Here is a 23,216-nt window from a genome sequence, read left to right as displayed (position 1 = left end):
TTGAAGATCAACGGGAATGGCTCTCGACTTCTCCGAAAGGAACCATCATGAGCAAGCTTCCCAGGATTGCCGGGCTGCTCTCGCTGATCGCGGGCATCATCATGATCATCGCGGGTCTGGTCACCTGGAACATCGTCACCAGCCAGCTGATGGACGAGCGCATCACCGTGCCGCAGGACGCCAAGCCCGTGATGGGCATCAAGGTCGCCGGCAAGGAGGTCAAGGGCCCGATCACTGCCTACGGCCAAGCCGAGATCATCAAGGAGCACGCGCTCCACGCCTCCGAGGGGAAGACCTACGCCGAGCTCGGTGCGGATGTGAACGCCGCCAAGGCTGAGCTCGAGAAGGCCACGACCGACTCCGAGAAGGAGGCCGCCCAGGCCAAGGTCGACGCTGCCAGCGCCAAGCGCACCACTGTCATGAACGGCGCCTTCCTCCGATCCTCGCTGTTCAGCTCGGTGATCACCTACGGCGTCTCCGCCCTCGTCGCAGGTCTGGGACTGCTGTTCTCCCTCATCGGCCTCGCGCTGATGTCGATCAAGGATCGCCTCCCCGCTGCGGTGGCCGATCGCGACGGCGCCACCCGTGCCACCGACTGACCTCCGGCTGTCCTCCTGTCGACGGCGCCGTTCCCCGAGAGCGGCGCCGTTCGCATGCTGGGAGCCACGTCCACCAGATGAGATTTGATGTTCATCGTTTGACCGAGTGGCGGTCATGCGGGAGGGTTGACCTGTGCAGAAGTTCCTTCGTGTAATCACCTCGCGCTGAGTCGCCAGGGCATCGCCCGCCCCGACCAGCGCTCCCTCGTATGCCACCCCGGCTCACGAGGGTTTTTTGTTGCAGGAGCCATGCACCCACCATTCCCGAAAGGACCGCACGATGACCGATGAGGCAGGTACACAGACCCTCACCGGCGCCCAGGCGCTGGTGACGTCCCTGGAGCGTATGGGTGTCGAGGTCGTCTTCGGCATTCCGGGCGGGGCGATCCTGCCCGCCTACGACCCGCTGTTCGATTCCTCGGTCCGTCACATCCTGGTCCGCCACGAACAGGGTGCCGGCCACGCCGCCGAGGGTTATGCCTCCTCGACCGGACGCGTCGGAGTCTGTATTGCCACCTCCGGCCCCGGCGCCACCAACCTGGTGACCCCGTTGGCCGATGCCTACATGGACTCGGTCCCGATGGTGGCCATCACCGGTCAGGTGAACTCCACCTCCATCGGAACCGACGCCTTCCAGGAGGCCGACATCCGCGGCATCTCGATGCCGATCACCAAGCACAACTACCTGGTGACCCGGGTGGAGGACATCCCCGGCGCCATCAAGGAGGCCTTCCACGTCGCCTCCACCGGACGTCCCGGCCCCGTGCTGGTCGACATCGCCAAGGACGCCCTGGTCAAGAGCGCGCCCTTCGTCTGGCCCGAGGAGATCCACCTCCCGAGCTACCGCCCCAACACCAAACCCCATGCCAAGCAGCTCAAGGCGGCGGCCCGGATGATCGCCGAGTCCACGCGTCCGGTGCTCTACATCGGCGGCGGGGTCATCAAGGCTGAGGCCACCGACGAACTGGCGGAGTTGGTGCGCCTGACCGGCATCCCGGTGGTCACCACACTGATGGCACGCGGTGCCCTGCCCGACAGCCATGAGCTCAACCTGGGCATGCCGGGTATGCACGGGACCGTCGCCGCAGTGGGGGCCATCCAACGTGCGGACCTGCTGATCGCCATCGGCACGCGCTTCGACGACCGGGTCACCGGCCGGCTGGACACGTTCGCGCCGCAGGCGACGGTGATCCATGCCGACATCGACCCGGCCGAGATCTCCAAGAACCGTGTCGCGGACCTGCCGATCGTGGGGGACGCCCAGGAGGTGCTCGCGGGGCTGGTCCATGCGCTGCGCAACCACGAGCGTCCGGAGCTGGGGGCGTGGCACGACTTCGTCGCCAGCCTGAAGCGCCGCTACCCCACAGGCTACGAAGAGCCCACTGACGGCACGCTGAGCCCGCAGTACGTCATCAAGCGGATCGGCGAGGTCGCCGGCCCCGACGCGATCTTCGCCGCAGGCGTGGGCCAGCACCAGATGTGGTCGGCGCACTTCCTGCCCCACGAGAAGCCCCGCAAGTGGCTGAATTCCGGTGGAGCCGGCACGATGGGCTACTGCGTCCCGGCGGCGATGGGGGCCAAGGTCGGCAACCCCGACACCGTCGTGTGGGGGATCGATGGCGACGGCTGCTTCCAGATGACCAACCAGGAGCTGGTGACCTGTGCACTCGAGGGCATCCCGGTCAAGATCGCCGTGATCAACAACCAGGTGCTGGGCATGGTGCGCCAGTGGCAGACCCTGTTCTACGAGGGGCGATACTCCAACACCGAGCTGCACTCCAGCCGAGTGCCCGACTTCCCCCTGCTTGCCGAGGCCATGGGATGCGTGGGGCTGCGCGCCGAGACCGCCGAGGAGGTCGAGGAGGTCCTGAAGCAGGCGATGGAGATCAACGATCGCCCCGTCGTGGTGGAGTTCGTCGTTCACAAGGACGCGATGGTCTGGCCGATGGTGGCCGCCGGCACCAGCAATGATGAGATCAAGGTGGCCAAGGACATGGCTCCGGACTGGGAAGAGGAAGTGCTGTGAACACCTACACCCTCAGCGTTCTGGTCTACAACCACCCCGGTGTGCTCGCCCGCATCGCCGGCCTGTTCAGCCGTCGCGGCTTCAACATCGAGTCGCTGACAGTCGGTACCACGGAGGACCCCAACATCAGTCGCATGACGGTGGTGGCCGGTGTGGAGGACGAGTTGGTCCTGGAGCAGATCTCCAAGCAGTTGCACAAGCTGATTGAGGTTCTCAAGGTCGTCGAGCTCGACCAGTCCGCGGTGCAGCGCCAGCTGATGCTGATCAAGGTCCGTTCCGACATCGAGAACCGGTCGCAGATCGTCGACACCGTCAACCTTTTCCGCGGCAAGGCCGTCGATGTCTCGCACAACTCCCTCACTCTCGAGGTCACCGGCAGCAAGGACAAGCTCGACGCCTGCATCGCGATGCTGGAGCCCTTCGGCATCCTTGAACTCGTCCGCTCCGGACATGTTGCCCTCGGGCGCGGGGGCCGATCCATCACTGACCGCCGCGCCGGACGCGACCCCAACTGACGCCTCCCGGGCGTCCCCCCAGACACGTCACAGATCCCCAGAACCTCGGTGCCAGGTGGCACCGGAACCACGAAGGAGAAGCAGCACCATGGCCAAGATGTTCTATGACAATGATGCCGACCTGGCACTGATCCAGGACCGCCACGTCGCCATCATCGGTTACGGCTCCCAGGGACACGCCCACGCCCTCAACCTGCGCGACTCCGGTGTCGACGTGCGCGTTGGCCTGCAGGAGGGCTCGAAGTCCTGGGCCAAGGCCGAGGCCGAGGGCCTGCGCGTGGTCACGGTCGAGGAGGCCGTCGAAGAGGCCAATGTGATTATGATCCTCACCCCGGACCAGGTGCAGCGCAAGCTCTACGCCGAGCAGATCAAGCCCAACCTGGCCGCTGGTGACGCGCTGTTCTTCGCCCACGGCTTCAACATCCGCTTCGGTTACATCGAGGCGCCCGAAGGCGTGGACGTGTGCATGGTCGCTCCGAAGGGCCCCGGCCACCTCGTGCGCCGCGAATACGCCGATGGCCGCGGCGTCCCGGTGCTGGTGGCTGTCGAGAAGGATGCCTCCGGGCACGCGCTGGAGCTGGCGCTGTCCTACGCCAAGGGCATCGGTGGACTGCGTGCCGGCGGCATCGAGACCACCTTCACCGAGGAGACCGAGACCGACCTGTTCGGTGAGCAGGCGGTGCTGTGTGGTGGTGCATCGCAGCTGGTCATGTACGGTTTCGAGACCCTGGTGGAGGCCGGCTACCAGCCCGAGGTCGCCTACTTCGAGTGCCTCCATGAACTGAAGCTGATCGTTGACCTGATGATCGAGGGCGGTATCGCGAAACAGCGCTGGAGCATTTCGGACACCGCCGAGTACGGCGACTACGTCTCCGGTCCGCGAGTTATCGATCCGCGCGTCAAGGAGAACATGAAGGAGGTGCTGGCCGACATCCAGAACGGTGCCTTCGCCAAGCGTTTCATCGACGACCAGGACGCCGGCGCTCCCGAGTTCAAGGAGCTGCGCGCCAAGGGTGAGGCCCACCCGATCGAGACCACCGGCCGCGAGCTGCGCAAGCTGATGGCCTGGGTCAAGCCTGCGGACTCCGACTATGTCGAGGGGACCGCGGCCCGCTGATCCGCGCCAATCCCGATAAACCACAAGGAACCCGCCCCCTCGAGGGGGCGGGTTCCTGTGCGTCTGCCGGATCAGCGCGTCGGTTCAGGGAACCGACTCAGTGATCGTGGATCAGATGACGGAGACCGAGGTGGCCTGGAGGCCCTTGGGTCCGCGCTCGACCTCGTAGGAGACCTTGTCGTTCTCGTCGAGGCTGCGGTAGCCGTTGGACTGGATCGCGCTGAAGTGCACGAAGACGTCGGCCGAGCCGTCGTCGGGGGAGATGAAGCCGAAGCCCTTGTCGGCGTTGAACCACTTGACAGTACCGGTAGCCATGCTTGGCCTTTCTGTGGAAGACGGGAGCGTCGGATTGCGCGCCCTGTGATGCTGAGAGAACCGTCTTCGGGAAAAACCTGGCTCGGGAGATGAACCTCGCCATACTGCTCACACTTCAGGGGAAACCCCTCAACACTGCTTCAAGAGTACGTCGCCCCGGGGCCAAAGGCGAATCATCTCCCGAAGTCCATTCCTCGAATGGACCCTGAAGGGTGGGGACGCGCGAAGCTCAGCGTGCCACGGCTCCTGCGATGTCGTCGCCCACCTGCGTGGTCGAGCGTGGTCGAGCCCCCCGCCGGGCAATGTCGGAGGCCACCGCGGACGTGATGCGTTCGGCCTCCTCGGAGCGTCCCAGGTGGTCGAGCAGCAACGCCACCGAACTGATCGCAGCAGTCGGGTCGGCGATGCCCTGAGCGGCGATGTCGGGGGCTGACCCATGGACAGGTTCGAACATGGAGGGGTACTCACGGCTGGGGTTGATGTTCGCCGAGGCGGCCAACCCGATGCCCCCGGTGACAGCGGCCGCCAGATCGGTGATGATGTCGCCGAAGAGGTTGTCGGTGACGATGACGTCGAAAGCGGCCGGGTCCACGACCATCTTGATCATGGCGGCGTCGATGTGGAGGTAGTTGCGTTCGACCTGGGGGTACTCCTGGCCCACCTCGGCCACGATGCGATTCCACAGCCCACCCGCGTTGACCAGGACGTTGTGCTTGTGCAGCAGGGTGAGCTCGTTGCGTCGCCGGGTGGCGCGCTCGAAGGCATCGCGAACGACGCGCTCCACGCCATGGGCGGTATTGACGCTCACCTCCGTGGCGATCTCATGCGGCGTGCCGACACGGACGGCGCCGCCGTTGCCGCAGTACAGGCCCTCGGTGCCCTCACGGACGACCACGAAGTCGACCTCCTTGTCGGCGACCACGGTCTCGGAGAGGGGAGTGGGGACGCCGGGATAGAGGATGCTCGGGCGCAGGTTGACCGCATGGTCCAGCGCGAAACGCAGCTTCAGCAGCAGACCGCGCTCCAACAGGCCGCTGGGAATCGTGGTGGAGCCCGGGGCTGCGCCGACCGCACCCAACATGATGGCGTCCACGCCCTTCAACTCCTCCAGCACCGAATCGGGCAGCACCTCACCGGTCCGCTGCCAGCGCTCCGCCCCCAGGTCATAGTCGACGAAGGAGAAGGCATCCTCCCCCGCGGCGGCCCTGAGAACCTTGAGAGCCTCAGCGGTCACCTCGGGGCCGATGCCGTCGCCCCCGATGACGGCGATGGTGGGGGTGGAGTTGTTCTGCGTCATGGGCATGAGTCTAGGAGCGCCGACCAATCCCTGAGATGCGAATCCCACAGTGCGGGCCGGCCTCGGGCGGCCGGAGCGACGCGCAACACTGGGCCTTCGGTAGCACCGCGTCCGCCGCTCGCCCGCCCACTGGCGCCGACACCACTGGAGAACCGATGAGCCTCATCCCTGCCGCTCCCGAGCGCTTGCACATCTATGACACCACCCTGCGCGATGGTGCGCAGCAGGAGGGCCTGCGCCTGAGCGTCGCCGACAAGATGCGGATCGCGACCCTGCTGGATGAACTGGGGGTGACCCACATCGAGGGCGGGTGGCCGGGGGCGAACCCGAGTGACACGGCATTCTTCGCCGAGGCCGCCGAGCGCCTCACCCTGCGCAATGCCACGCTGGTCGCCTTCGGTTCGACCCGCAAGCCCGGGGCCAAGGCCGCCGATGACCCCCAGGTGGCCGCCCTGCGTGATGCCGGCACCAGCACCATCTGCCTGGTCGCCAAATCCCACGACCGCCATGTCACCGACGCGCTGCGCACCACCCTGGACGAGAACCTCGCCATGGTCAGCGACACCGTCTCGCACCTTGTCAACGAGGGCAAGAGCGTCTACCTGGACTGCGAGCACTTCTTCGACGGCTACTACCAGAACCCCGACTACGCCCTGGAGGTGGTCCGCGCTGCCGCCGAGGCGGGCGCGGAGGTGGTGGTGCTGTGCGACACCAACGGCGGCATGCTGCCCAGCCGGATGGGCGACGTGGTCTCCGCTGCGAGCGCCATCGGCGTCGACCTGGGCATCCACTGCCACAACGACTCCGGCTGTGCAGTGGCCAACTCGCTGGCCGCCGTCGAAGCTGGTGTGATGCAGATCCAGGGCACCGTCAACGGGTACGGCGAGCGGACCGGCAATGCCGACCTGACCACCATCGTGGCCAACCTCGAACTCAAGTACGCCTGGAGTGTCCTGCGCGGGGGAGGGCTCGGCTCGCTGACGCACATTAGCCACGCCATCGCCGACATCACCAACCAGCCGACCCAGCCCCGCCAGCCCTATGTCGGACGCTCCGCGTTTGCGCACAAGGCTGGCCTGCACGCGTCCGCGATCCGCATCGACCCCGACCTGTACCAGCACACCGACCCCGACCTGGTCGGGAACCAGATGCGGATGCTGATCTCGGACATGTCGGGCCGCGCCAACGTCCAGATCAAGGCCGAACAGCTCGGCCTCGACCTCACCGATCGGGACGCCGCCGGACGCGTTGCCGAGCGCATCAAGCAGCGTGAGGCCGAGGGTTACTCCTACGAGGCAGCCGATGCCAGTTTCGAGCTGCTGCTGCGGGCCGAGCTGGGGATGCTCGACCGTCCCTTCACCGTTGACACCTGGACGGTCTCCACCACCCACGACGCATCTGGCGCCGGTGATTCTGAAGCGGTCATCCACCTCGGGGATGCCCAGTTCACTGGGCAGGGCAATGGTGCGCTGAACGCCCTCGACGCGGCGCTTCGGCGGGCTCTGGCCCAGTCGCACCCGGTGATCGAGGAGTACCAGCTCATCGACTACCGAGTGCGCGTCCTCGACAACGACACGGTGGGCACCGACTCGATCGTGCGGGTGCTCATCGACATGACCCACGGCGATCACACCTGGACCACCGTCGGCTTGGGCACCAACGTCGTGGAGGCCTCCTGGGAGGCACTCTCGGACGCCTATCTCTACGGGCTGCTCAAGCAGTTCTGAGCACGCCGCACTCCAGCACGAGGTGGGGCAGCGCCAGGTCAGGCGGTGATGCGGTCCAATATCAGCGGCTGGGACTCCGGGGCGTCGGGACCGATCTCCCAGCCACCGGCCAGGGCCGCCCTGGCCCGGGCGATGGTGTCGGGGGTGTCGGTGTGCAGCTCGAACAGCGGCTGGCCCTCGGTCACCCGGTCGCCCGGCTTGGCGCACATGACGACACCCGCTGCTGCCTGCACCGGGTCCTCCTTGCGGGCGCGTCCGGCGCCGAGGCGCCAGGCGGCAAGCCCGACGGCCATGGCGTCCAGGGCGGTGAGGTAGCCGGTCTGGTCGGCGGTGACGACCTCGACGTGCTGGGCGCTGGGCAGCTCGGCGTCGGGGTCGCCACCCTGGGCGGCGATCATGCGGCGCCAGACGTCCATCGCGGAGCCGTCGGCGAGCTTGTCGGCCGGGTCAACGTCGACGCCGGCAGCCTGCACCATTTCGCGGGCAAGTGCCAGGGTGAGTTCGACGACATCCGCCGGGCCACCCCCGGCCAGCACCTCGACAGACTCGGCCACCTCGAGGCCATTGCCAGCAGTCAGGCCCAGGGGTGCCTCCATGCTGGTCAGCAGCGCGACGGTGCGCACATCGGCCGCAGCGCCGAGCGAAACCATCCGACGAGCCAGCTCGCTCGCGTCTTCTCGGCTCTTCATGAAGGCACCCGAGCCGACCTTGACGTCGAGGACGAGTGAATCGGTGCCCTCGGCGATCTTCTTGCTCATGATCGAGCTGGCGATCAACGGGATTGCCTCGACGGTGCCGGTGACGTCGCGCAGGGCGTAGAGCTTCTTGTCGGCCGGGGCCAGTCCTGAGCCGGCTGCGCAGATCACCGCGCCCACCTCCTCGAGCTGGCGGAGCATCTCCTCGTTGCTGAGGGAGGCGCGCCATCCGGGGATCGCCTCCAGCTTGTCCAGGGTCCCGCCGGTATGGCCCAGGCCGCGCCCGGAAAGTTGGGGGACCGCCACTCCGCAGGCCGCCACCAGGGGGGCCAGCGGCAGGGTGATCTTGTCGCCGACGCCGCCGGTCGAGTGCTTGTCAGCCGTGGGACGCGAGAGCCCGGAGAAGTCCAGCCGTTCCCCCGTCTCGATCATCGCGGTGGTCCAGGTGGAGAGCTCCCGGTCGTCCATGCCGCGGAAGAAGACAGCCATCGCCATGGCCGACATCTGCTCCGGGTCGACCGCACCGCCGGTGAAGGAGTTGATCAACCACCGGATCTCGGCGTCCTCGAGGGGGCGCCCGTCACGCTTGGCTCGGATGAGGTCAACGACAGCGAATTCAGCCATGGGGTCAGTCTGTCAGAGGCATCTGACGACTGTGGGGCTGGGTGATCGGTGGCGGGCCGTCGCGTGCCTCGCCACTAGGCTGGGCCCATGCGCATCGCTCGTTACGCCGCTCCCGGTCAGGACCCCGCCTTCGGAATCGTCGAACTCGCCGTGGATGGTGGTGAGCACCCCGACACCATCGCCACGCTGACGGGTGACCCGCTGGCCGGTCCGGTGAACTACACCGGCAAGCGCCACGGACTGGACGAGGTCCGTCTGCTGGCGCCGGTGATCCCGCGGTCGAAGGTCGTGGGTGTGGGCCGGAACTTCGCCGCCCACGCCGCCGAGATGGGCAACGAGGTGCCCGAGACCCCGCTGATCTTCTTCAAGCCGAACACCTCGGTGATCGGCCCCCAGGACCCGATCGTGGAGCCCGCGGTCGTGGAGGAGCTGAGCTACGAGGGTGAGCTGGCCGTGGTGATCGGGCGCATCTGCAAGCAGGTGCCGAAGGAGCGCGTCGGCGAGGTCATCTTCGGCTACACCGTCGCCAACGACGTGACGGCGCGCGACCTGCAGAAGGCCGAGCCCCAGTGGGCCCGCGGCAAGGGCTGGGACACCTTCTGCCCGCTCGGGCCCTGGATCGTCACCCACCTCAGCCTCGAGGAGGCGGGCCAGCTGCACATCACGACCGAACTGGCCGGAGAGGTCGTCCAGGACGGCAACACGAACCAGATGGTCCACGACATTCCCGCCCTGGTCTCCCACATCAGCGGTTTCACCACCCTGCTGCCCGGCGACGTGATCCTCACCGGCACCCCCGCGGGCGTGGGCCGCATGGTGCCCGGGCAGGAGGTCAGCGTGACGATCGACCAGGTCGGCACCCTCACCAACACCGTCGTCGCCGAGGACCAGTGAGCGCTCGACCAGACCGGCCCGCGGACGCCCCCGCCCTCGGACCGGGACAGTTCCTCGCGCGGCTGACCGAGCCGCCCGCCGGGGTCCCATTCACGCAGGTGCTGCGGGGCCCCTCCTTCGTCCCGGTTCGCAGCTGGTTCGGATTGGCGCTGGCGCTGTTCGCCTATGCGCTGGTGGTGCCCCTGGTGGCCCAACTGCTGCAGGGGCTGTTCTGGCTTCTCGACGGTCGGCCCAGCTCCTTCGCCGAGTGGGCCATGCGGGCAGGACGCTATGAGCTGGTGCAGGGCATGGTCTCCGGCCACCTGGCGCTGGCCTGCCTGATCCCCATCGCGATCGTGATGGTGCGCGGGTGGCATGGGCGTCCGGTTCCCTACGCGTCCTCGGTGCAGCCGGGGCTGCGGTGGCGCTACCTGCTGCTCTGCCTGCCGCTGGCCGCGTTGGTGCTCAACGCCGTGATGTGGGGCGCACGGATAGGGCAGCAGACCCATCTCAGCGTCACCGCCGGGTGGCAGTGGTGGATGCTGGCGATCCTGCTGTGTTCACCGCTCCAGGCAGCCGGCGAGGAGTACTTCTTCCGCGGTTACCTGATGCAGGCCTTTGGCTCGCTGTCGAGCAACCGGTGGGTGGGGGTGGTGGCGTCTGCGCTGCTGTTTGCTCTGTTCCACGGCGTGCAGAATGTGTGGCTATTCGCGGATAGATTTGCTTTCGGATTGTTGGCGGGCGCCCTGGTGCTCCTGACCGGCGGCCTGGAGGCATCAATTGCCGCCCATGTCGCCAACAATGTGTTCGCATTCAGTTATGCCGTCTTCGGTGGCGGGGTGGCAGCTACGCGGGCACTGCAGTCCATCGGCCCGGCCCAACTGGTCCAGGACCTGGTCGGCTTCAGCCTTGTTGCCCTGGTCACGTGGTGGTTGGGGAGGAGGCTGCAGGTGGCCACCCTGACCCCCTCGCGCTCGATTTGATTCGAGAGGCGTCGATCCACTAGTGTGAGGCGTCGTTGCCGAGCAGTGCACGGACGGCCTCCCGAGGGAGTTCGAGCCGGCCAATCGGCAGCATAGGGGTATGGTGTAATTGGCAACACGAGTGATTCTGGTTCATTTATTCTAGGTTCGAGTCCTAGTACCCCTGCGGAAGTGGAGTTGAAGGAGCGACAAGGCTTCTGCTACGATCTTCTAGCTCGCCCCCGTTGTATAGCGGCCTAGTACGCTGCCCTCTCACGGCAGTAGCGCCGGTTCGAATCCGGTCGGGGGTACCAAGAAACAGAGAACCCGCCTCGCATGAGGCGGGTTGTTGTGTTTGCTGGCGACGTGGAGCTACCCCGGGCATTCATGAAAGCGCGTGACCTGCGCGGGCAGGTCGACCACCAGGTGGCGAGCAGCGTCCAGAACCTTGCTGAAGCCCGGACCCGGGCGCCCCCGAAACCCCACGACGCGCCAGAAAACGCGACAATCCGCGTCATCGGGCGGAAATATCCCTAACGTGGTCACAGTCACCATTGACGTCAGAACCTAGGAGAACCATGAACCGCACCGAACTGGTCAAGGCGATCGCCGAGAAGGCCAACACCACCCAGGCTGCCGCGTCCGACGTGCTCGACGCCTTCGGCGCCATCCTGAACGACGCGGCTGCCAAGGGTGAGAAGGTCACGATCCCCGGACTGCTGACCATGGAGGTCGTCGACCGCGCCGCCCGCACTGGCCGCAACCCGCAGACCGGCGCCGAGATGCAGATCCCTGCATCCAAGGGCGTCAAGCTCTCGGCCGGCACCGCGCTCAAGAACTCGGCCAAGAAGTGACGCTGTTCCCCTGAGGACCCCGTCCCGGCAGGAACATCGCAGCGGCCCGCGCCCATCGTGGGGGGCGGGCCGCTGCCATGCTGGCGTGGGGTGGGGCGTGCCGTCGCTGTCCGGGGACGCCTGGAGCTACTCGGTCGCAGAGGCCCTGCGCAGCACCTCACTCAGGCGTTCGGCAGCAGACATCACCGCTGGCGCATGGAGGCGTCCGGGCTGACGGGTGAGCCGCTCTATCGGGCCCGAGACCGAGACCGCAGCGATCACCTTGCCCGAGGGCGCCCGCACAGGTGCGGACACCGAGGCCACGCCGGCCTCACGCTCGGCCACCGACTGGGCCCAGCCCCGACGACGCACGGCAGCCAATGCCACCGCAGAGAAGCTTGCCTCAGCGAGCCCGCGCTGCATGCGGTCGGCCTCTTCCCAGGCCAGCAGGACCTGGGCGGCAGAGCCGGCACCCATGGTCACCGTGGTCCCGATGGGGACGGTGTCACGCAGGCCCGAAGGCCGCTCAGCGGCCGCGGCACAGACGCGCATGTCACCCTGGCGACGGAACAGCTGCGCCGACTCGCCGGTGATGTCACGCAGACGCGCCAGAATGGGTCCTGCGGTCGCCAGCAGCCGGTCCTCGCCAGCCGCCGCGGCCAGTTCGCCCAGTCGCGGACCAAGCACGAAGCGGCCCTGCAGGTCTCGGCCCACCAGGCGGTGGTGCTCCAGCGCCACGGCGAGCCGGTGGGCGGTCGGTCGAGCGAGTCCGGTTGCCGTGACCAGTCCGGCCAAGGTGGTGGGTCCTGACTCAAGGGCGCTGAGCACGAGAGCGGCCTTGTCAAGGACCCCGACACCAGATGAATCGTCCATGTACTGAGACTACGGTCTCAGATCCTGACATGGCAAGTAGTCTGACACCCATCAGCAAGTCGCCCCACCGCGGGGGGCGAGACACGACCAACCGGAGTGGTGATGGGTAGAACACTGAGCGACAAGGTGTGGGACGCACACGTCGTACGTCGGGGCAGCGGGGGGGAGCCTGACCTCCTCTACATCGACCTCCACCTGGTCCACGAGGTGACCAGCCCCCAAGCCTTCGATGGCCTGCGCCTTGCCGGGCGCGCCGTGCGTCGCCCGGAGAACACCCTGTGCACCGAGGACCACAACACCCCCACCCTCAACATCCTCGCGCCGATCGCTGACCCCGTCAGTCGCGCCCAGGTCGAGACCCTGCGCAGGAACGCCGAAGAGTTCGGCCTGCGCATCCACTCCCTGGGCGACAGGGACCAGGGCATCGTCCACGTCGTCGGGCCCCAGCTGGGCGTTACCCAGCCTGGCATGACCATCGTCTGCGGCGACTCCCACACCTCCACCCACGGCGCCTTCGGGGCGCTGGCCTTCGGCATCGGCACCTCCGAGGTGGAACATGTGTTGGCCACCCAGACCCTGCCGCAGGCCCGTCCGAAGACCATGGCAGTCACCGTCAACGGCGAGATGCCCGAGGGCGTCACTGCCAAGGACCTGGTCCTCACCCTGATCAGCAGGGTGGGCACCGGGGGTGGCCAAGGCTACATCGTGGAGTACCGCGGATCGGCCATCGAGGCGCTCTCCATGGAGGGCCGGATGACCATCTGCAACATGTCCATCGAATGGGGTGCCAAGGCCGGCATGATCGCCCCCGACCAGAAGACCTTCGACTACCTCAAGGGACGCCCGCACGCCCCGCAGAGCGCCGAATGGGACGCGGCGGTCGAGTACTGGTCCACCCTAAAGAGCGACGAGGACGCCATCTTCGACCGCGAGGTCGTCATCGATGCCGCCGAGCTGGCCCCCTTCGTGACGTGGGGCACCAACCCGGGCCAGGGCGTCCCGCTGTCGGCGTCCGTGCCCAATCCAACAGACTTCGACGACCCGGTCGACCGCTCGGCCGCTGAACGCGCGCTGGAGTACATGGACCTGACCGCCGGCACCCCGATGCGTGAGATCGCCGTCGACACCGTCTTCCTCGGCTCCTGCACCAATGGACGCATCGAGGACCTGCGCCTGGCGGCCGAGGTGCTCAAGGGCAAGAAGATCGCCGACAACCTGCGGATGCTTGTGGTGCCCGGCTCAGCCCGCGTGCTGATCCAGGCCGAGCAAGAGGGCCTCGACCGGGTCTTCATCGACGCCGGGGCCGAGTGGCGTGCTGCGGGCTGCTCGATGTGCCTGGGCATGAATCCCGACCAGCTGGCTCCCGGCGAACGCTCCGCGTCCACCTCCAACCGCAACTTCGAGGGCCGGCAGGGCAAGGGTGGGCGCACCCACCTGGTCTCCCCGGCCGTCGCTGCTGCCACCGCCATCACTGGGAAGCTCAGCTCTCCCGCCGACCTGGCTGCCGCCGAGAACTGATCGGAGACCTGACATGGACAAGTTCACCAACCACGTCGGCGTGCCGGTTCCGCTGCGCCGAAGCAATGTCGACACCGACCAGATCATCCCGGCGGTCTACCTCAAGCGCATCACCCGCACCGGATTCGAGGACGGGCTGTTCGCCGCCTGGCGCAATGATCCCGAGTTCGTGCTGAACAAGGACGCCTGGAAGAACGGCACCATCCTGATCCCCGGCCCGGATTTCGGCACCGGCTCCTCCCGCGAGCATGCGGTGTGGGCCCTGCAGAACTACGGCTTCAAGGTCGTGATTGGCAGCCGTTTCGGCGACATCTTCCGCAACAACTCCGGCAAGGCAGGGCTGCTGGTCGCCAAGGTCGAGCAGGACGTCGTCGAGCGCCTGTGGGACTGGGTCGAGGCCAACCCGGGCACCGAGATCGAGGTCTGCCTGGTCGATCGCAGGATCTCCCTTCCGGATGGCACGACGTACCCCTTCGAGATCGACGACTTCACCCGGCACCGCCTCCTCGAGGGGCTCGACGACATCTCGATGACCCTGCAGCACGAGGACGCCATCAGCGAGTACGAGGCGCTACGTCCCTCGTTCAAGCCGAAGACGATCCCGGCGCGAGTCGCCGACTGAGATCACGTTCCAGGCCGGGTTGTCGCTCCAGGCCGGGTTGTCGCTCCAGGCCGGGTTGTCGCTCCGGGCCGGGTTGTCGCTCCAGGCCGGGTTGTCGCTCCGGGCCGGGGTTCGCGTCAGGGGAGGGGCAGGGAGCTACCGGAAACCTGCACCCTCACCACGGCGCCGGTCTGGTCACGGTCAGCGACCACACGCTGTCCCCCGACCGGTGACCAGCCCTCGACCGCCGTCGCCGGGACGTGGAGTCGCTCTCCGCGGTCTGTGACGGCCGTCCAGGAGCCGTCGTCCTGCCGGATGCCGAGGGTGAGCGCGATCATGGTCGCCACCCTACGCTGGGTCCTCTGGTCACAACTCCGCCGGGGGCCTCCGCATGGTCTGGTCGAGTACCGCGATCACGTGGTCGGGATCGGTGTCGGGGTTGACGAACGCCAGTCGCAGCACCATCTCCTCCGCATGCCTGGTCGGGACGCAGAGCATCGTCCCCTCGAGGGCAAGTTTGCGCGACCAGCGCCGGTAGTCAGCGTCCGACCACCCCGGACGCCGGAACAGGACAACTGACAGCTCCGGCTCGAGCACGAGTTCAAGGTGCGTCGAGGCGCCAATCCAGTCAGCGACCTTCCGGGACGCAGCCAGCCCCGCCTCGATCGCCTCGCTGTACTTGTCGGTGCCATGGGTCGCCAACGAGTACCACAACGGCAACCCTCGAACCCGGCGCGAGAGGTGCGCCGCCAGGTCGCTGGGATTGGATTCGCCGCGGTCGATCGAATCCAGGTAGGCCGCGTGCTGGGCGTGGATGGAGGCGGCGGCATGCGGGTCTCGGTAGAGCAACGCACAGCAGTCATAGGGAGCAAACAGCCACTTGTGCGGGTCGACGATGAAGGAGTCGGCCTTCTCGATCCCGTCGAAGAGGTGGCGCACGCTGGGGGCGGCCAGTGCGGCACCGCCATAGGCGCCATCCACGTGTACCCACACGTCGTGGGCGTGGGCGACGTCCACCACCGAGGCGATGTCGTCGACCAGACCGGCATTGGTGGTGCCTGCCGACACCACCACGGCGCAAATGTTCGGGAACTGCGTGATCGCTGCTGCGAGCGCCGGCCCGGTCAGATGCCCGGCATCGTCGATCGGCACCTCCACGACGGTCATGTCGAGCACCTTGGCCACCGTCACGTTCGAGGAGTGGGCCGTCGAGGCACAGGCCACCGCCCAGCCCTCCTCAGGGCGTCCACCGCGACGTGCTCTCGCCTGCTCGCGGGCGACCGCCAGCGCCGACAAATTGCCCGAGGTACCGCCGGAGACAAACACACCCGCAGCCTCCGCGGGCCAGCCGAGCAGGTCGGCGATCCAGCGCAGGGCCTGGTTCTCGGCGAAGATCGCGCCCGCGCCGCCCTCCCAGAGGCCGCCGTAGATGTTGGCGGCCGAGACCACGGTGTCGAAGGCGACCGCCGCCCGAGTCGGTGCGCAGGGGATGTAGGCCAGATTCATCGGATCATCAGTGGAGCGGGTGGCGGGGCGGAGGATGGTGTCAAAGATCTCCAGCGCCCGGGCGGCGCCCAGGCCCTGGGGAGTGATCGTCTCGCCCGCATCGGCCAGCAGGGCGTCCGCGCTGCGCATGGTGGCCTTGGGGTCAGAGCCCTCGACCGCGTAGGTGGCGGCCCAGTGCAGGGCGGCGCTGACGGCTTCCCGCTCGTCCCCCCAGATGGGGGAGGGGGCCCGGCGTTGGGCCCCGGTGACCGCAGAGGTGAAGGCGGCCTCGCTCGGTGGCATCTGTTCGCTCACCCGCCGCATTCTGACAGACTGTCCGGGTGACTGACACCGCAGCGTTCATCGACTTCCTGCTGGAATCCGATGTTCTGACCTTTGGTGACTTCGTGACCAAGAGCGGACGCTCGACGCCCTACTTCGTGAACACCGGCAAGTTCCACAGCGGGCCCCAGCTCGCCCGTCTCGGTGAGTTCTACGCGGACGCCGCCCTGGATGCCTTCGGGGACTTCGATGTCTTCTTCGGCCCCGCCTACAAGGGCATCCCGCTGTCGGTGGCCACCTCGATCGCCCTGGCCGCGCGAGGTCGCCAGGTGGCCTTCTCCTCGCTGCGCAAAGAGGAGAAGGACCATGGCGACAAGGGCGCCTGGCTGGGCCGCAGTGTCCAGGCTGGTGATCGGGTCGTCATCATCGAGGACGTGACCACCGCTGGCACGTCCATCCGTGAGTCCATGCCTGCGCTCCGCGACGCCGGGGCCGAGGTGGTTGGCCTGGTCATCGCCGTCGACCGGCAGGAGCGGGGGACCGGCGAGCGCACCGCGCTGGCGGAGGTGGGCGAAACATGGGGCATCCCCACGACGTCCATCGCCACCATCGACGAGATCGTGGGCACCCTGCGTGGCCAGGGACGCTTGGACGAGGCGATGCTCGCTCGGATCGCCGGCTACCGCGCCCAGTGGGGTGCAGCGCGGTGAAGGACGTCGCCCAGGGCAACCTGCCCACGCTCCCGCCGGACACCACCTTCCGTAGCCGCTGGTCGCTCTCCAGGGCGAACCAGGAGCCGGCCGAGCCGGTGTTCCGAGGTCTGGGACGCGTGGTCCGAGGCATCCTCACGCTGTCGAGCCGCCGCCACTGGTACGGCTCGCAGAACCTGCCCTCCAGCGGGGGCATCGTGGTGGTCAGCAACCACATGGGCTACATGGACGCCCTCATCCTGGGTGAGTACATGATCTGGTCGGGGCGCTGGCCCCGCTTCCTGGGCAAGGCGGAGTTGTGGAAGGTGCCAGTGGTCGGCTGGCTGGCACGCAGCTGCGGCCAGATCCCGGTGCACCGACGTTCGGCGCGGGCCGGTGAGGCGCTGAATGCCGCGGAGGTGGCGCTCGTTGACGGCAAGGCCGTCACCATCTTTCCGGAGGGCACCGAGACCTACGACCCCGACCTGTGGCCGATGAGCGCCCACACTGGTGCCGCCAGGCTTGCCCTCAAGGGCAACTGGCCGGTCATCCCGATCGCCCAGTGGGGGGCCCACCGCATCATGCCGGGCCGCAGGCCCACCTTCCCCAGGCTGTTCCCGCCCAAGGACACCGCCGTGGTCTGCGGTGAACCCGTCGATCTGGACGACCTGCGCGTCCACGTCGGAACCCCCCGGGAGAACGAGGCAACCCGCGCGGCGACCGAGCGCATCATGGATGCGATCACTCGGCTGCTCGCCGAATTGCGCCAGGAGGAACCGCCGGCCGAGGGCCGTTGGAACAGGAAGTTGGAACGACGAGTCCCCAGCCAGCCGACCCTCGAGGCCTGAGCGGACTACCGTGGATGCGACTCAACCCAGCTGGGGATCGAACGGAGATGCGATGAACCGACCCACCGTGCTGCTCGTCTATGGCGGCCACAGCTCGGAACACGGGGTGTCCTGCCTGACCGCTGCCGCCGTGCTCGGCGCCATCAATCGTGAGCGCTACGAGGTTGTTCCGGTCGGCATCACGCGTGAGGGGCACTGGACCCTGGTCCCCATCGAACAGGCCGCCGCGATGGCCACCATCGACAACCGCCTGCCCGAAGTCGACCCGGGGGGCACCGAGGTCGTGCTGCTGCCCGGCGGACGACTGATCGGGGTTGGAGATGGTGAGCAGGTTGCCGCCGTTGACGTCGCCTTCACCCTGCTCCACGGACCCTATGGCGAGGACGGCACGATCCAGGGCCAGCTCGAGATGGCCGGCGTCCGCTATGTCGGCAGCGGTGTGGCCGCCAGCGCGCTGGGCATGGACAAGGCCCTGATGAAGACCACCTTCGCCCACCACGGCATCCCGCAAGGTCCGTGGTGGCTGGTCACCGATGCCGACTGGACCTTCCGCCGCCAGCAGACCCTGGCGAAGGTCTCCGAGTTGGGGCTGCCGCTGTTCGTGAAGCCGGCACGCGCCGGTTCCTCGATCGGCATCTCCAAGGTTGACGACCTCGCTGCGTTGCTGGACGCCATCGAGACTGCCCGGGGGCACGACCCGCGCGTGGTGGTCGAGGCCGGCCTGCCCGATGTGCGGGAGATCGAGTGCGCGGTGCTGCAGGGGCGGCCCGGTGAGCCGACGCGGACCTCGCTGGTCGGTGAGGTGCGCATGCTCAACGACGGTTGGTACGACTTCGAGGCCAAGTACCTGCCCGGGGAACAGGTGACGCTCGACATCCCGGCGACCATCGAGGAGGACCTGCAGCGACGTGTCCAGGAGGTCGCGGCACGTGCCTTCGAGGTGCTGGGTGCCGAGGGCCTGAGCCGGGTGGACACCTTCGTGACGGCTGACGGCCAGGTACTGGTCAACGAGATCAACACCATGCCCGGGTTCACGCAGTACTCGATGTACCCCTCGCTGTGGCGGGCCACCGGACTGGCCTACCCGGACCTCATCGATGAACTGCTCGATCTGGCACTGCAGCGTCCGCTCGGCCTTCGGTGAGCTGGGCATGCGCTGAGCTGGCCCTGCACTGAGGGACTCAGCGGCAGGGCTTGACCACGGGCATCTGTTGGACCGCCCCAGTCAACTCAATGAGCACGTCGGCTGCCGGTTCGTACTTCTCGGGGACCACCACCTCGATGTAGCCCGAGCGCCCGATGGTGGTGAAGCGCCACGCCTTGCGCACTGCGGTACCCGGGTCCTCAGCGAACCAGCCCACGCCGTTGAGCACGTCGCAACGGCTGGTGGGCTCGAGCTTCGCGGGCTTGGGGACGCCGCAGCGCACGCTGATCCGCGGGTCTCCCCAGGTGGCGACATTGGCCTCCCGACTGGTCCGCGGCTGGCCGACCAGGGCCTCGGGGAGCAGTCCCATCACCTGACTGCACTGGTCGGCCACCGAACCGGCGGGGGAGGGCTGCTCGAGGGCCCTGTCGCTGCTGCAGCCAGTGGTGACCAGCAGCATGCCCGCGAGGAGCGGGGCCATCACCGTTGCGCGCATGACCACCACGGTAGCGTGGCGTGCATGGATACTGGATCCACCCCCGGACCCGCTGGACGCACCTTGGGCGACACCGGAGAGTTCACCCTGCTGCGGGAACTGCTCCACGACCTGCCGACCTCCCCGGCGGTCTCGGTGGGGCCCGGCGACGATGGGGCAGTCTTCCTCGTCAGCGGCTCGGCAGTGGTGTCTGCCGACCTCCTGGTCGAGGGGGTGCATTTTCGCCGCGACTGGTCCGACCCAGCTGATATTGGACGCAAGGCGATCGCGGTCAACGCCTCTGACCTGGAGGCCATGGGAGCCCGCCCCGTGAGTGTGGTGCTCGGGTTCAGCGCTCCCGAGGACCTGCCCGTGCCGTGGGTGCGCGACTTCTTCGGCGGTCTGGTCGAGGAAGCTGGGCGTGCCGGCCTCACCCTGGTGGGTGGCGACACGACCCGCTCCCGGGACATCATGATCGCGATCACCGTGATCGGCGAGACCGACGGCCGCCCCCCGGTGCTGCGCTCCGGGGCGCGCCCCGGCCAGGTTGTCGCCTTCGCCGGCCGGCTGGGCTGGGCTGGTGCCGGGCTCGCCACCCTGCAGCGTGGGTTCCGCTCACCTCGGGCCGCAGTCGCCGCCCAGCGAACGCCGGAAGTGCCCTACGGACAGGGCCGGGTCGCCGCCGAAGCCGGGGCGTCCGCGATGATCGACGTGTCTGATGGGCTCCGCGCCGACCTGGGCCACATCGCAGCAGCGTCCGGGGTGGTGATTGACATCGACAGCTCCCTGGTGCCGGTCGATGAGCCGCTGCGCGTGGTCGGCCAGGCGACCGGAACGGACCCGCTCACCTTCGCGTTGACCGGCGGGGAGGACCAGGCCCTGGCGGCCACCTTCGACGAAGGATCGGTGCCTGAAGGATGGACGGTGATCGGTCGGGTGCTCGACGTCTCGGGCCGCGGTGCACCCACTGTGCTGGTGGATGGCGAGGCCCCCGAGGGCTCCGGCGGCTGGGACCACTTCGAGTAGCACCTGATCCGCGGCCCCCGGCGGAGGCGGGTGGACGGCGTGGGCACCGGGGGATCCCGGCGTCCATCTTGTAGCCTTCGGAGCATGGCGACCCGCGAGTCTTCCCCGCCGCGGCCCAAGAACGCGACCACGCGTTCGACCGGTTCGCGGTCGTCGGCAAAGAAACCAGCCCCCCGCAAGGCGGCCCCGCGCTCCACGTCCCGGACCCGTTCCGGCGGTGCGAGTGCCGCCCACTCTGCCCGCCCGGGCGGCAACCCCATCCTCAACGGCATTGCGTCGGTCTGGCGTGGGGTCGCCGGTCTCGTCGGTGACGCGGTGCGCGGTGTCGGTGACGGTGCCGCCGACATCAATCCGGGGGTCCGCCGCGACGGGACAGCGCTCTTCCTGATCGCCTGCGCCATCATCCTGGCCGCCGAGTTCTGGTACGGCATGCCCGGCTTCTTCGGCGCTTTCGTGCACGTCCTGGTGGCCACCATCGTCGGTGCCATCGGCTACGCCACCCCACTGCTCTTCCTGGGCATGGCCTGGTACACCATGCGGCATCCCGAGCAGTCCGGAGCCCCCGGCCGCCAGGTCATCGGCTGGTTCCTGACCCTCTTCGGCCTGCTGGGCATCATCCACATCGGCCGGGGACGCCCCACGCCCGCCGATCCGGAAGGCCTTCGCGCAGCAGGCGGGGCGCTCGGCCACCTGGCGTCCTCGATGACCACCCAGCTGATGCCGGTCTGGCTGTCAGTGATCCTGCTGGTGCTCGTGACCCTGTTCGGCGTGCTCGTGATCATCGGGATGCCGCTGCACGAGATGGGTGACCGCGTGCATGCCGCCCGCCACGCCGCCGAGCAGCGGCGCGCCGAACGGCCGGTCCGCGACAAGCCCGAGTTCGGCGTGGACGAGGCCTACGACACTCCGCTGGTGCGGGACGCAGAGACTGCCACCGAGGAGGTGGACCTGCACGTCGACCAGTGGGACGCGTCCGATGATCAGGACGAGGTCTTCGACATCGAGAAACTGGACCAGGAGGACACCCCGACCCGCAGGTCGACTGGCGCCACCGCCGCCGGCGCAGCGGAGAAGACGGACAAGCCTGCCCCCGGACTGATCCAGGAACCCCAGCAGCCAGAACTCGCGGCGCCACCGCATTCGGCGCCCCCGCCCCGGGTCGAGCAGTTGACCCTGACCGGCGACATCCAGTACTCCCTGCCCGAGTCGGCGCTGCTGAAGCCCGGCTCCACACCCAAGGCGCGCAGTGCGGCCTCCGACGCGATCGTGGGACGCCTGACCGAGGTGCTCAACCAGTTCGGCATCGACGCGACGGTCACTGGCTACACCCGTGGCCCGACGGTGACCCGCTATGAGGTCGAACTCGGCCAGGCCGTGAAGGTCGAGAAGGTCACGGCGCTGAGCAAGAACATCGCCTACGCCGTCGCGTCCCCGGATGTGCGGATCCTGTCTCCGATCCCGGGCAAGTCCGCCATCGGCATCGAGATCCCCAACCAGGACAAGGAGATCGTCTCGCTCGGTGACGTGCTGCGCTCCTCTCGGGCGATGAGCGACCATCACCCGATGACGGTCGGTCTGGGCAAGGACGTCGAGGGCGGTTTCGTGGTCGCCAACATGGCCAAGATGCCGCACCTGCTCGTGGCGGGTGCGACTGGTTCGGGCAAATCCTCGTTCATCAACTCCCTGATCACCTCGATCATGATGCGCGCGACCCCCGACGAGGTGCGGATGCTCCTGGTTGACCCCAAGCGGGTGGAGCTGAACCAGTACGAGGGCATCCCGCACCTGGTCACGCCGATCATCACCAACCCCAAGAAGGCTGCCGAAGCCCTGGAGTGGGTCGTGCGCGAGATGGACCTGCGCTACGACGCCCTGGCCGCGAACGGCTTCCGCCACGTCGACGACTTCAACAAGGCGGTGCGCTCCGGGCAGCTCAAGGCCCAGGAGGGCGCCGAGCAGGAACTCGAGCCCTACCCCTACCTGCTGGTGGTCGTGGACGAGCTCGCCGACCTGATGATGGTCGCCCCGCGTGACGTGGAGGGTTCCATTGTCCGCATCACCCAGCTCGCACGTGCGGCGGGAATCCATCTGGTGCTGGCAACCCAGCGTCCCTCGGTGGATGTCGTGACCGGCCTGATCAAGGCCAACGTGCCCTCCCGACTGGCGTTCGCGACCAGCTCGATGACCGATTCGCGCACCATCCTCGACCAGCCGGGCGCGGAGAAGCTGGTCGGCCAGGGCGATGGGCTCTTCCTGCCGATGGGTGCCTCCAAACCGATCCGTGTCCAGGGTTCCTGGGTGGGGGAGGCCGAGATCCGCGCGGTCGCCGAGTCGATCAAGAACCAGGTCAAGCCGCAGTACCGCGAGGACGTCCAGGCCGCTTCCGGGCCTGCGAAGGTGGCCGAGGACATCGGCGATGACCTGGAACTCGTCATCGACGCCGCTCGGCTGGTGGTGGAGCTGCAACTCGGCTCGACCTCGATGCTGCAGCGCAAGCTGCGCGTCGGGTTCGCCAAGGCCGGACGCCTGATGGACATCCTGGAGACGCGTGGCATCGTTGGCCCCTCGGAGGGTTCCAAGCCCCGTGAGGTTCTGGTCAAGCCCGACGATCTCGAGTCAGTGATCGACAACCTGCGAGCCGGCTGATCTCCTGTCGGTCACGCTCGTGCGCGTCCCTTGCCAAGGGGACGCC

General features: G+C 67.8%; 22 protein-coding genes and 2 tRNA genes. 17 read left to right on the top strand and 7 right to left on the bottom strand.

Annotated features, from left to right (window positions below; all coding sequences use genetic code 11):
• Positions 1-47 precede the first annotated feature (47 nt).
• From M3G03_RS06215 to ilvC, 4 genes are all read left to right on the top strand, one after another.
• Positions 48-599, top strand: coding sequence for a hypothetical protein (locus tag M3G03_RS06215; protein ID WP_259808812.1), 552 nt, complete (start codon positions 48-50; stop codon positions 597-599).
• 280 nt (positions 600-879) lie between these two features.
• Positions 880-2,625, top strand: a complete 1,746-nt coding sequence (locus M3G03_RS06210) for an acetolactate synthase large subunit (RefSeq protein ID WP_259808811.1) — start codon at positions 880-882, stop codon at positions 2,623-2,625.
• The gene (gene ilvN / locus M3G03_RS06205) at positions 2,622-3,140 is read left to right on the top strand and encodes an acetolactate synthase small subunit (RefSeq protein WP_259808810.1); all 519 of its coding nucleotides are present in this window, start codon (positions 2,622-2,624) and stop codon (positions 3,138-3,140) included. The genes M3G03_RS06210 and ilvN overlap by 4 nt, the downstream gene beginning before the upstream one ends.
• Positions 3,141-3,228: 88 nt before the next feature.
• A complete protein-coding gene (gene ilvC / locus M3G03_RS06200; RefSeq protein ID WP_259808809.1) occupies positions 3,229-4,257 on the top strand; it encodes a ketol-acid reductoisomerase in 1,029 nt (342 codons plus the stop codon).
• Between the two features lie 111 nt (positions 4,258-4,368).
• Here the strand turns inward: ilvC and M3G03_RS06195 are convergent, their stop codons facing one another.
• A complete protein-coding gene (locus M3G03_RS06195; protein WP_259808808.1) occupies positions 4,369-4,572 on the bottom strand; it encodes a cold-shock protein in 204 nt (67 codons plus the stop codon).
• Positions 4,573-4,801: 229 nt separating this feature from the next.
• Positions 4,802-5,875 (bottom strand): 3-isopropylmalate dehydrogenase, encoded by a 1,074-nt coding sequence (locus M3G03_RS06190; protein ID WP_396121906.1) that lies wholly within the window; start codon positions 5,873-5,875, stop codon positions 4,802-4,804.
• 149 nt (positions 5,876-6,024) lie between these two features.
• Here M3G03_RS06190 and cimA point away from each other — a divergent pair, with 149 nt between their 5' ends.
• Positions 6,025-7,596, top strand: coding sequence for a citramalate synthase (gene cimA / locus M3G03_RS06185; RefSeq protein ID WP_259808806.1), 1,572 nt, complete (start codon positions 6,025-6,027; stop codon positions 7,594-7,596).
• Positions 7,597-7,634: 38 nt separating this feature from the next.
• On the opposite strand, the gene M3G03_RS06180 is transcribed toward cimA, so the two are convergent.
• Positions 7,635-8,915 (bottom strand): thymidine phosphorylase, encoded by a 1,281-nt coding sequence (locus tag M3G03_RS06180; protein ID WP_259808805.1) that lies wholly within the window; start codon positions 8,913-8,915, stop codon positions 7,635-7,637.
• An 87-nt stretch (positions 8,916-9,002) separates the two neighbouring features.
• On the opposite strand from M3G03_RS06180, the gene M3G03_RS06175 reads away from it, so the two are divergent.
• The 5 genes from M3G03_RS06175 to M3G03_RS06155 all read left to right on the top strand — a co-directional run bounded on the left by M3G03_RS06175 (position 9,003) and on the right by M3G03_RS06155 (position 11,604).
• The gene (locus M3G03_RS06175) at positions 9,003-9,809 is read left to right on the top strand and encodes a fumarylacetoacetate hydrolase family protein (protein ID WP_259808804.1); all 807 of its coding nucleotides are present in this window, start codon (positions 9,003-9,005) and stop codon (positions 9,807-9,809) included.
• Positions 9,806-10,771, top strand: coding sequence for a CPBP family intramembrane glutamic endopeptidase (locus M3G03_RS06170; RefSeq protein WP_259808803.1), 966 nt, complete (start codon positions 9,806-9,808; stop codon positions 10,769-10,771). Before M3G03_RS06175 ends, M3G03_RS06170 begins: the two co-directional genes overlap by 4 nt.
• Positions 10,772-10,865: 94 nt before the next feature.
• A tRNA-Gln gene (locus tag M3G03_RS06165) sits at positions 10,866-10,937 on the top strand.
• Between the two features lie 51 nt (positions 10,938-10,988).
• Positions 10,989-11,064 (top strand) — tRNA-Glu (locus tag M3G03_RS06160).
• A 264-nt stretch (positions 11,065-11,328) separates the two neighbouring features.
• Positions 11,329-11,604, top strand: a complete 276-nt coding sequence (locus tag M3G03_RS06155) for an HU family DNA-binding protein (protein WP_259808802.1) — start codon at positions 11,329-11,331, stop codon at positions 11,602-11,604.
• Positions 11,605-11,730: 126 nt separating this feature from the next.
• Here the strand turns inward: M3G03_RS06155 and M3G03_RS06150 are convergent, their stop codons facing one another.
• Complete coding sequence (locus M3G03_RS06150; RefSeq protein ID WP_259808801.1) at positions 11,731-12,456, bottom strand: IclR family transcriptional regulator; 726 nt, start codon at positions 12,454-12,456, stop codon at positions 11,731-11,733.
• 102 nt (positions 12,457-12,558) lie between these two features.
• On the opposite strand from M3G03_RS06150, the gene leuC reads away from it, so the two are divergent.
• Positions 12,559-13,974, top strand: coding sequence for a 3-isopropylmalate dehydratase large subunit (gene leuC / locus M3G03_RS06145; protein ID WP_259808800.1), 1,416 nt, complete (start codon positions 12,559-12,561; stop codon positions 13,972-13,974).
• A gap of 13 nt (positions 13,975-13,987) precedes the next feature.
• Positions 13,988-14,596, top strand: a complete 609-nt coding sequence (gene leuD / locus M3G03_RS06140) for a 3-isopropylmalate dehydratase small subunit (protein ID WP_259808799.1) — start codon at positions 13,988-13,990, stop codon at positions 14,594-14,596.
• A gap of 116 nt (positions 14,597-14,712) precedes the next feature.
• On the opposite strand, the gene M3G03_RS06135 is transcribed toward leuD, so the two are convergent.
• Together M3G03_RS06135 and M3G03_RS06130 are read right to left on the bottom strand one after the other, a co-directional pair.
• Positions 14,713-14,913, bottom strand: coding sequence for a hypothetical protein (locus M3G03_RS06135; RefSeq protein ID WP_259808798.1), 201 nt, complete (start codon positions 14,911-14,913; stop codon positions 14,713-14,715).
• 28 nt (positions 14,914-14,941) lie between these two features.
• Positions 14,942-16,375 carry an aminotransferase class V-fold PLP-dependent enzyme gene (locus M3G03_RS06130; protein WP_259808797.1) on the bottom strand — a complete coding sequence of 478 codons (1,434 nt, stop codon included), beginning with the start codon at positions 16,373-16,375 and terminating at the stop codon, positions 14,942-14,944.
• Positions 16,376-16,401: 26 nt separating this feature from the next.
• Here M3G03_RS06130 and pyrE point away from each other — a divergent pair, with 26 nt between their 5' ends.
• The 3 genes from pyrE to M3G03_RS06115 are packed head-to-tail and all read left to right on the top strand — an operon-like array spanning position 16,402 to position 19,023.
• The gene (pyrE, locus tag M3G03_RS06125; protein ID WP_259808796.1) at positions 16,402-17,052 is read left to right on the top strand and encodes an orotate phosphoribosyltransferase; all 651 of its coding nucleotides are present in this window, start codon (positions 16,402-16,404) and stop codon (positions 17,050-17,052) included.
• Positions 17,049-17,879 (top strand): 1-acyl-sn-glycerol-3-phosphate acyltransferase, encoded by an 831-nt coding sequence (locus M3G03_RS06120; protein WP_259808795.1) that lies wholly within the window; start codon positions 17,049-17,051, stop codon positions 17,877-17,879. Before pyrE ends, M3G03_RS06120 begins: the two co-directional genes overlap by 4 nt.
• Before the next feature lie 52 nt (positions 17,880-17,931).
• The gene (locus M3G03_RS06115) at positions 17,932-19,023 is read left to right on the top strand and encodes a D-alanine--D-alanine ligase family protein (protein ID WP_259808794.1); all 1,092 of its coding nucleotides are present in this window, start codon (positions 17,932-17,934) and stop codon (positions 19,021-19,023) included.
• 37 nt (positions 19,024-19,060) lie between these two features.
• On the opposite strand, the gene M3G03_RS06110 is transcribed toward M3G03_RS06115, so the two are convergent.
• Positions 19,061-19,519 carry a DUF3515 domain-containing protein gene (locus tag M3G03_RS06110; RefSeq protein WP_259808793.1) on the bottom strand — a complete coding sequence of 153 codons (459 nt, stop codon included), beginning with the start codon at positions 19,517-19,519 and terminating at the stop codon, positions 19,061-19,063.
• Positions 19,520-19,543: 24 nt separating this feature from the next.
• On the opposite strand from M3G03_RS06110, the gene M3G03_RS06105 reads away from it, so the two are divergent.
• Both M3G03_RS06105 and M3G03_RS06100 read left to right on the top strand, forming a co-directional pair.
• Positions 19,544-20,524: a thiamine-phosphate kinase gene (locus M3G03_RS06105; protein WP_259808792.1), complete on the top strand. Its 981-nt coding sequence runs from the start codon at positions 19,544-19,546 to the stop codon at positions 20,522-20,524.
• Between the two features lie 84 nt (positions 20,525-20,608).
• Positions 20,609-23,170 (top strand): DNA translocase FtsK, encoded by a 2,562-nt coding sequence (locus tag M3G03_RS06100; RefSeq protein ID WP_259808791.1) that lies wholly within the window; start codon positions 20,609-20,611, stop codon positions 23,168-23,170.
• The last annotated feature ends 46 nt before the right edge of the window (positions 23,171-23,216 follow it).

This window comes from Aestuariimicrobium sp. p3-SID1156 (genome assembly GCF_025144225.1).
Lineage (GTDB): Bacteria > Actinomycetota > Actinomycetes > Propionibacteriales > Propionibacteriaceae > Aestuariimicrobium.
Note: the sequence above shows the minus strand (reverse complement) of the source record. Positions and strands in the feature narration are given on the sequence as shown.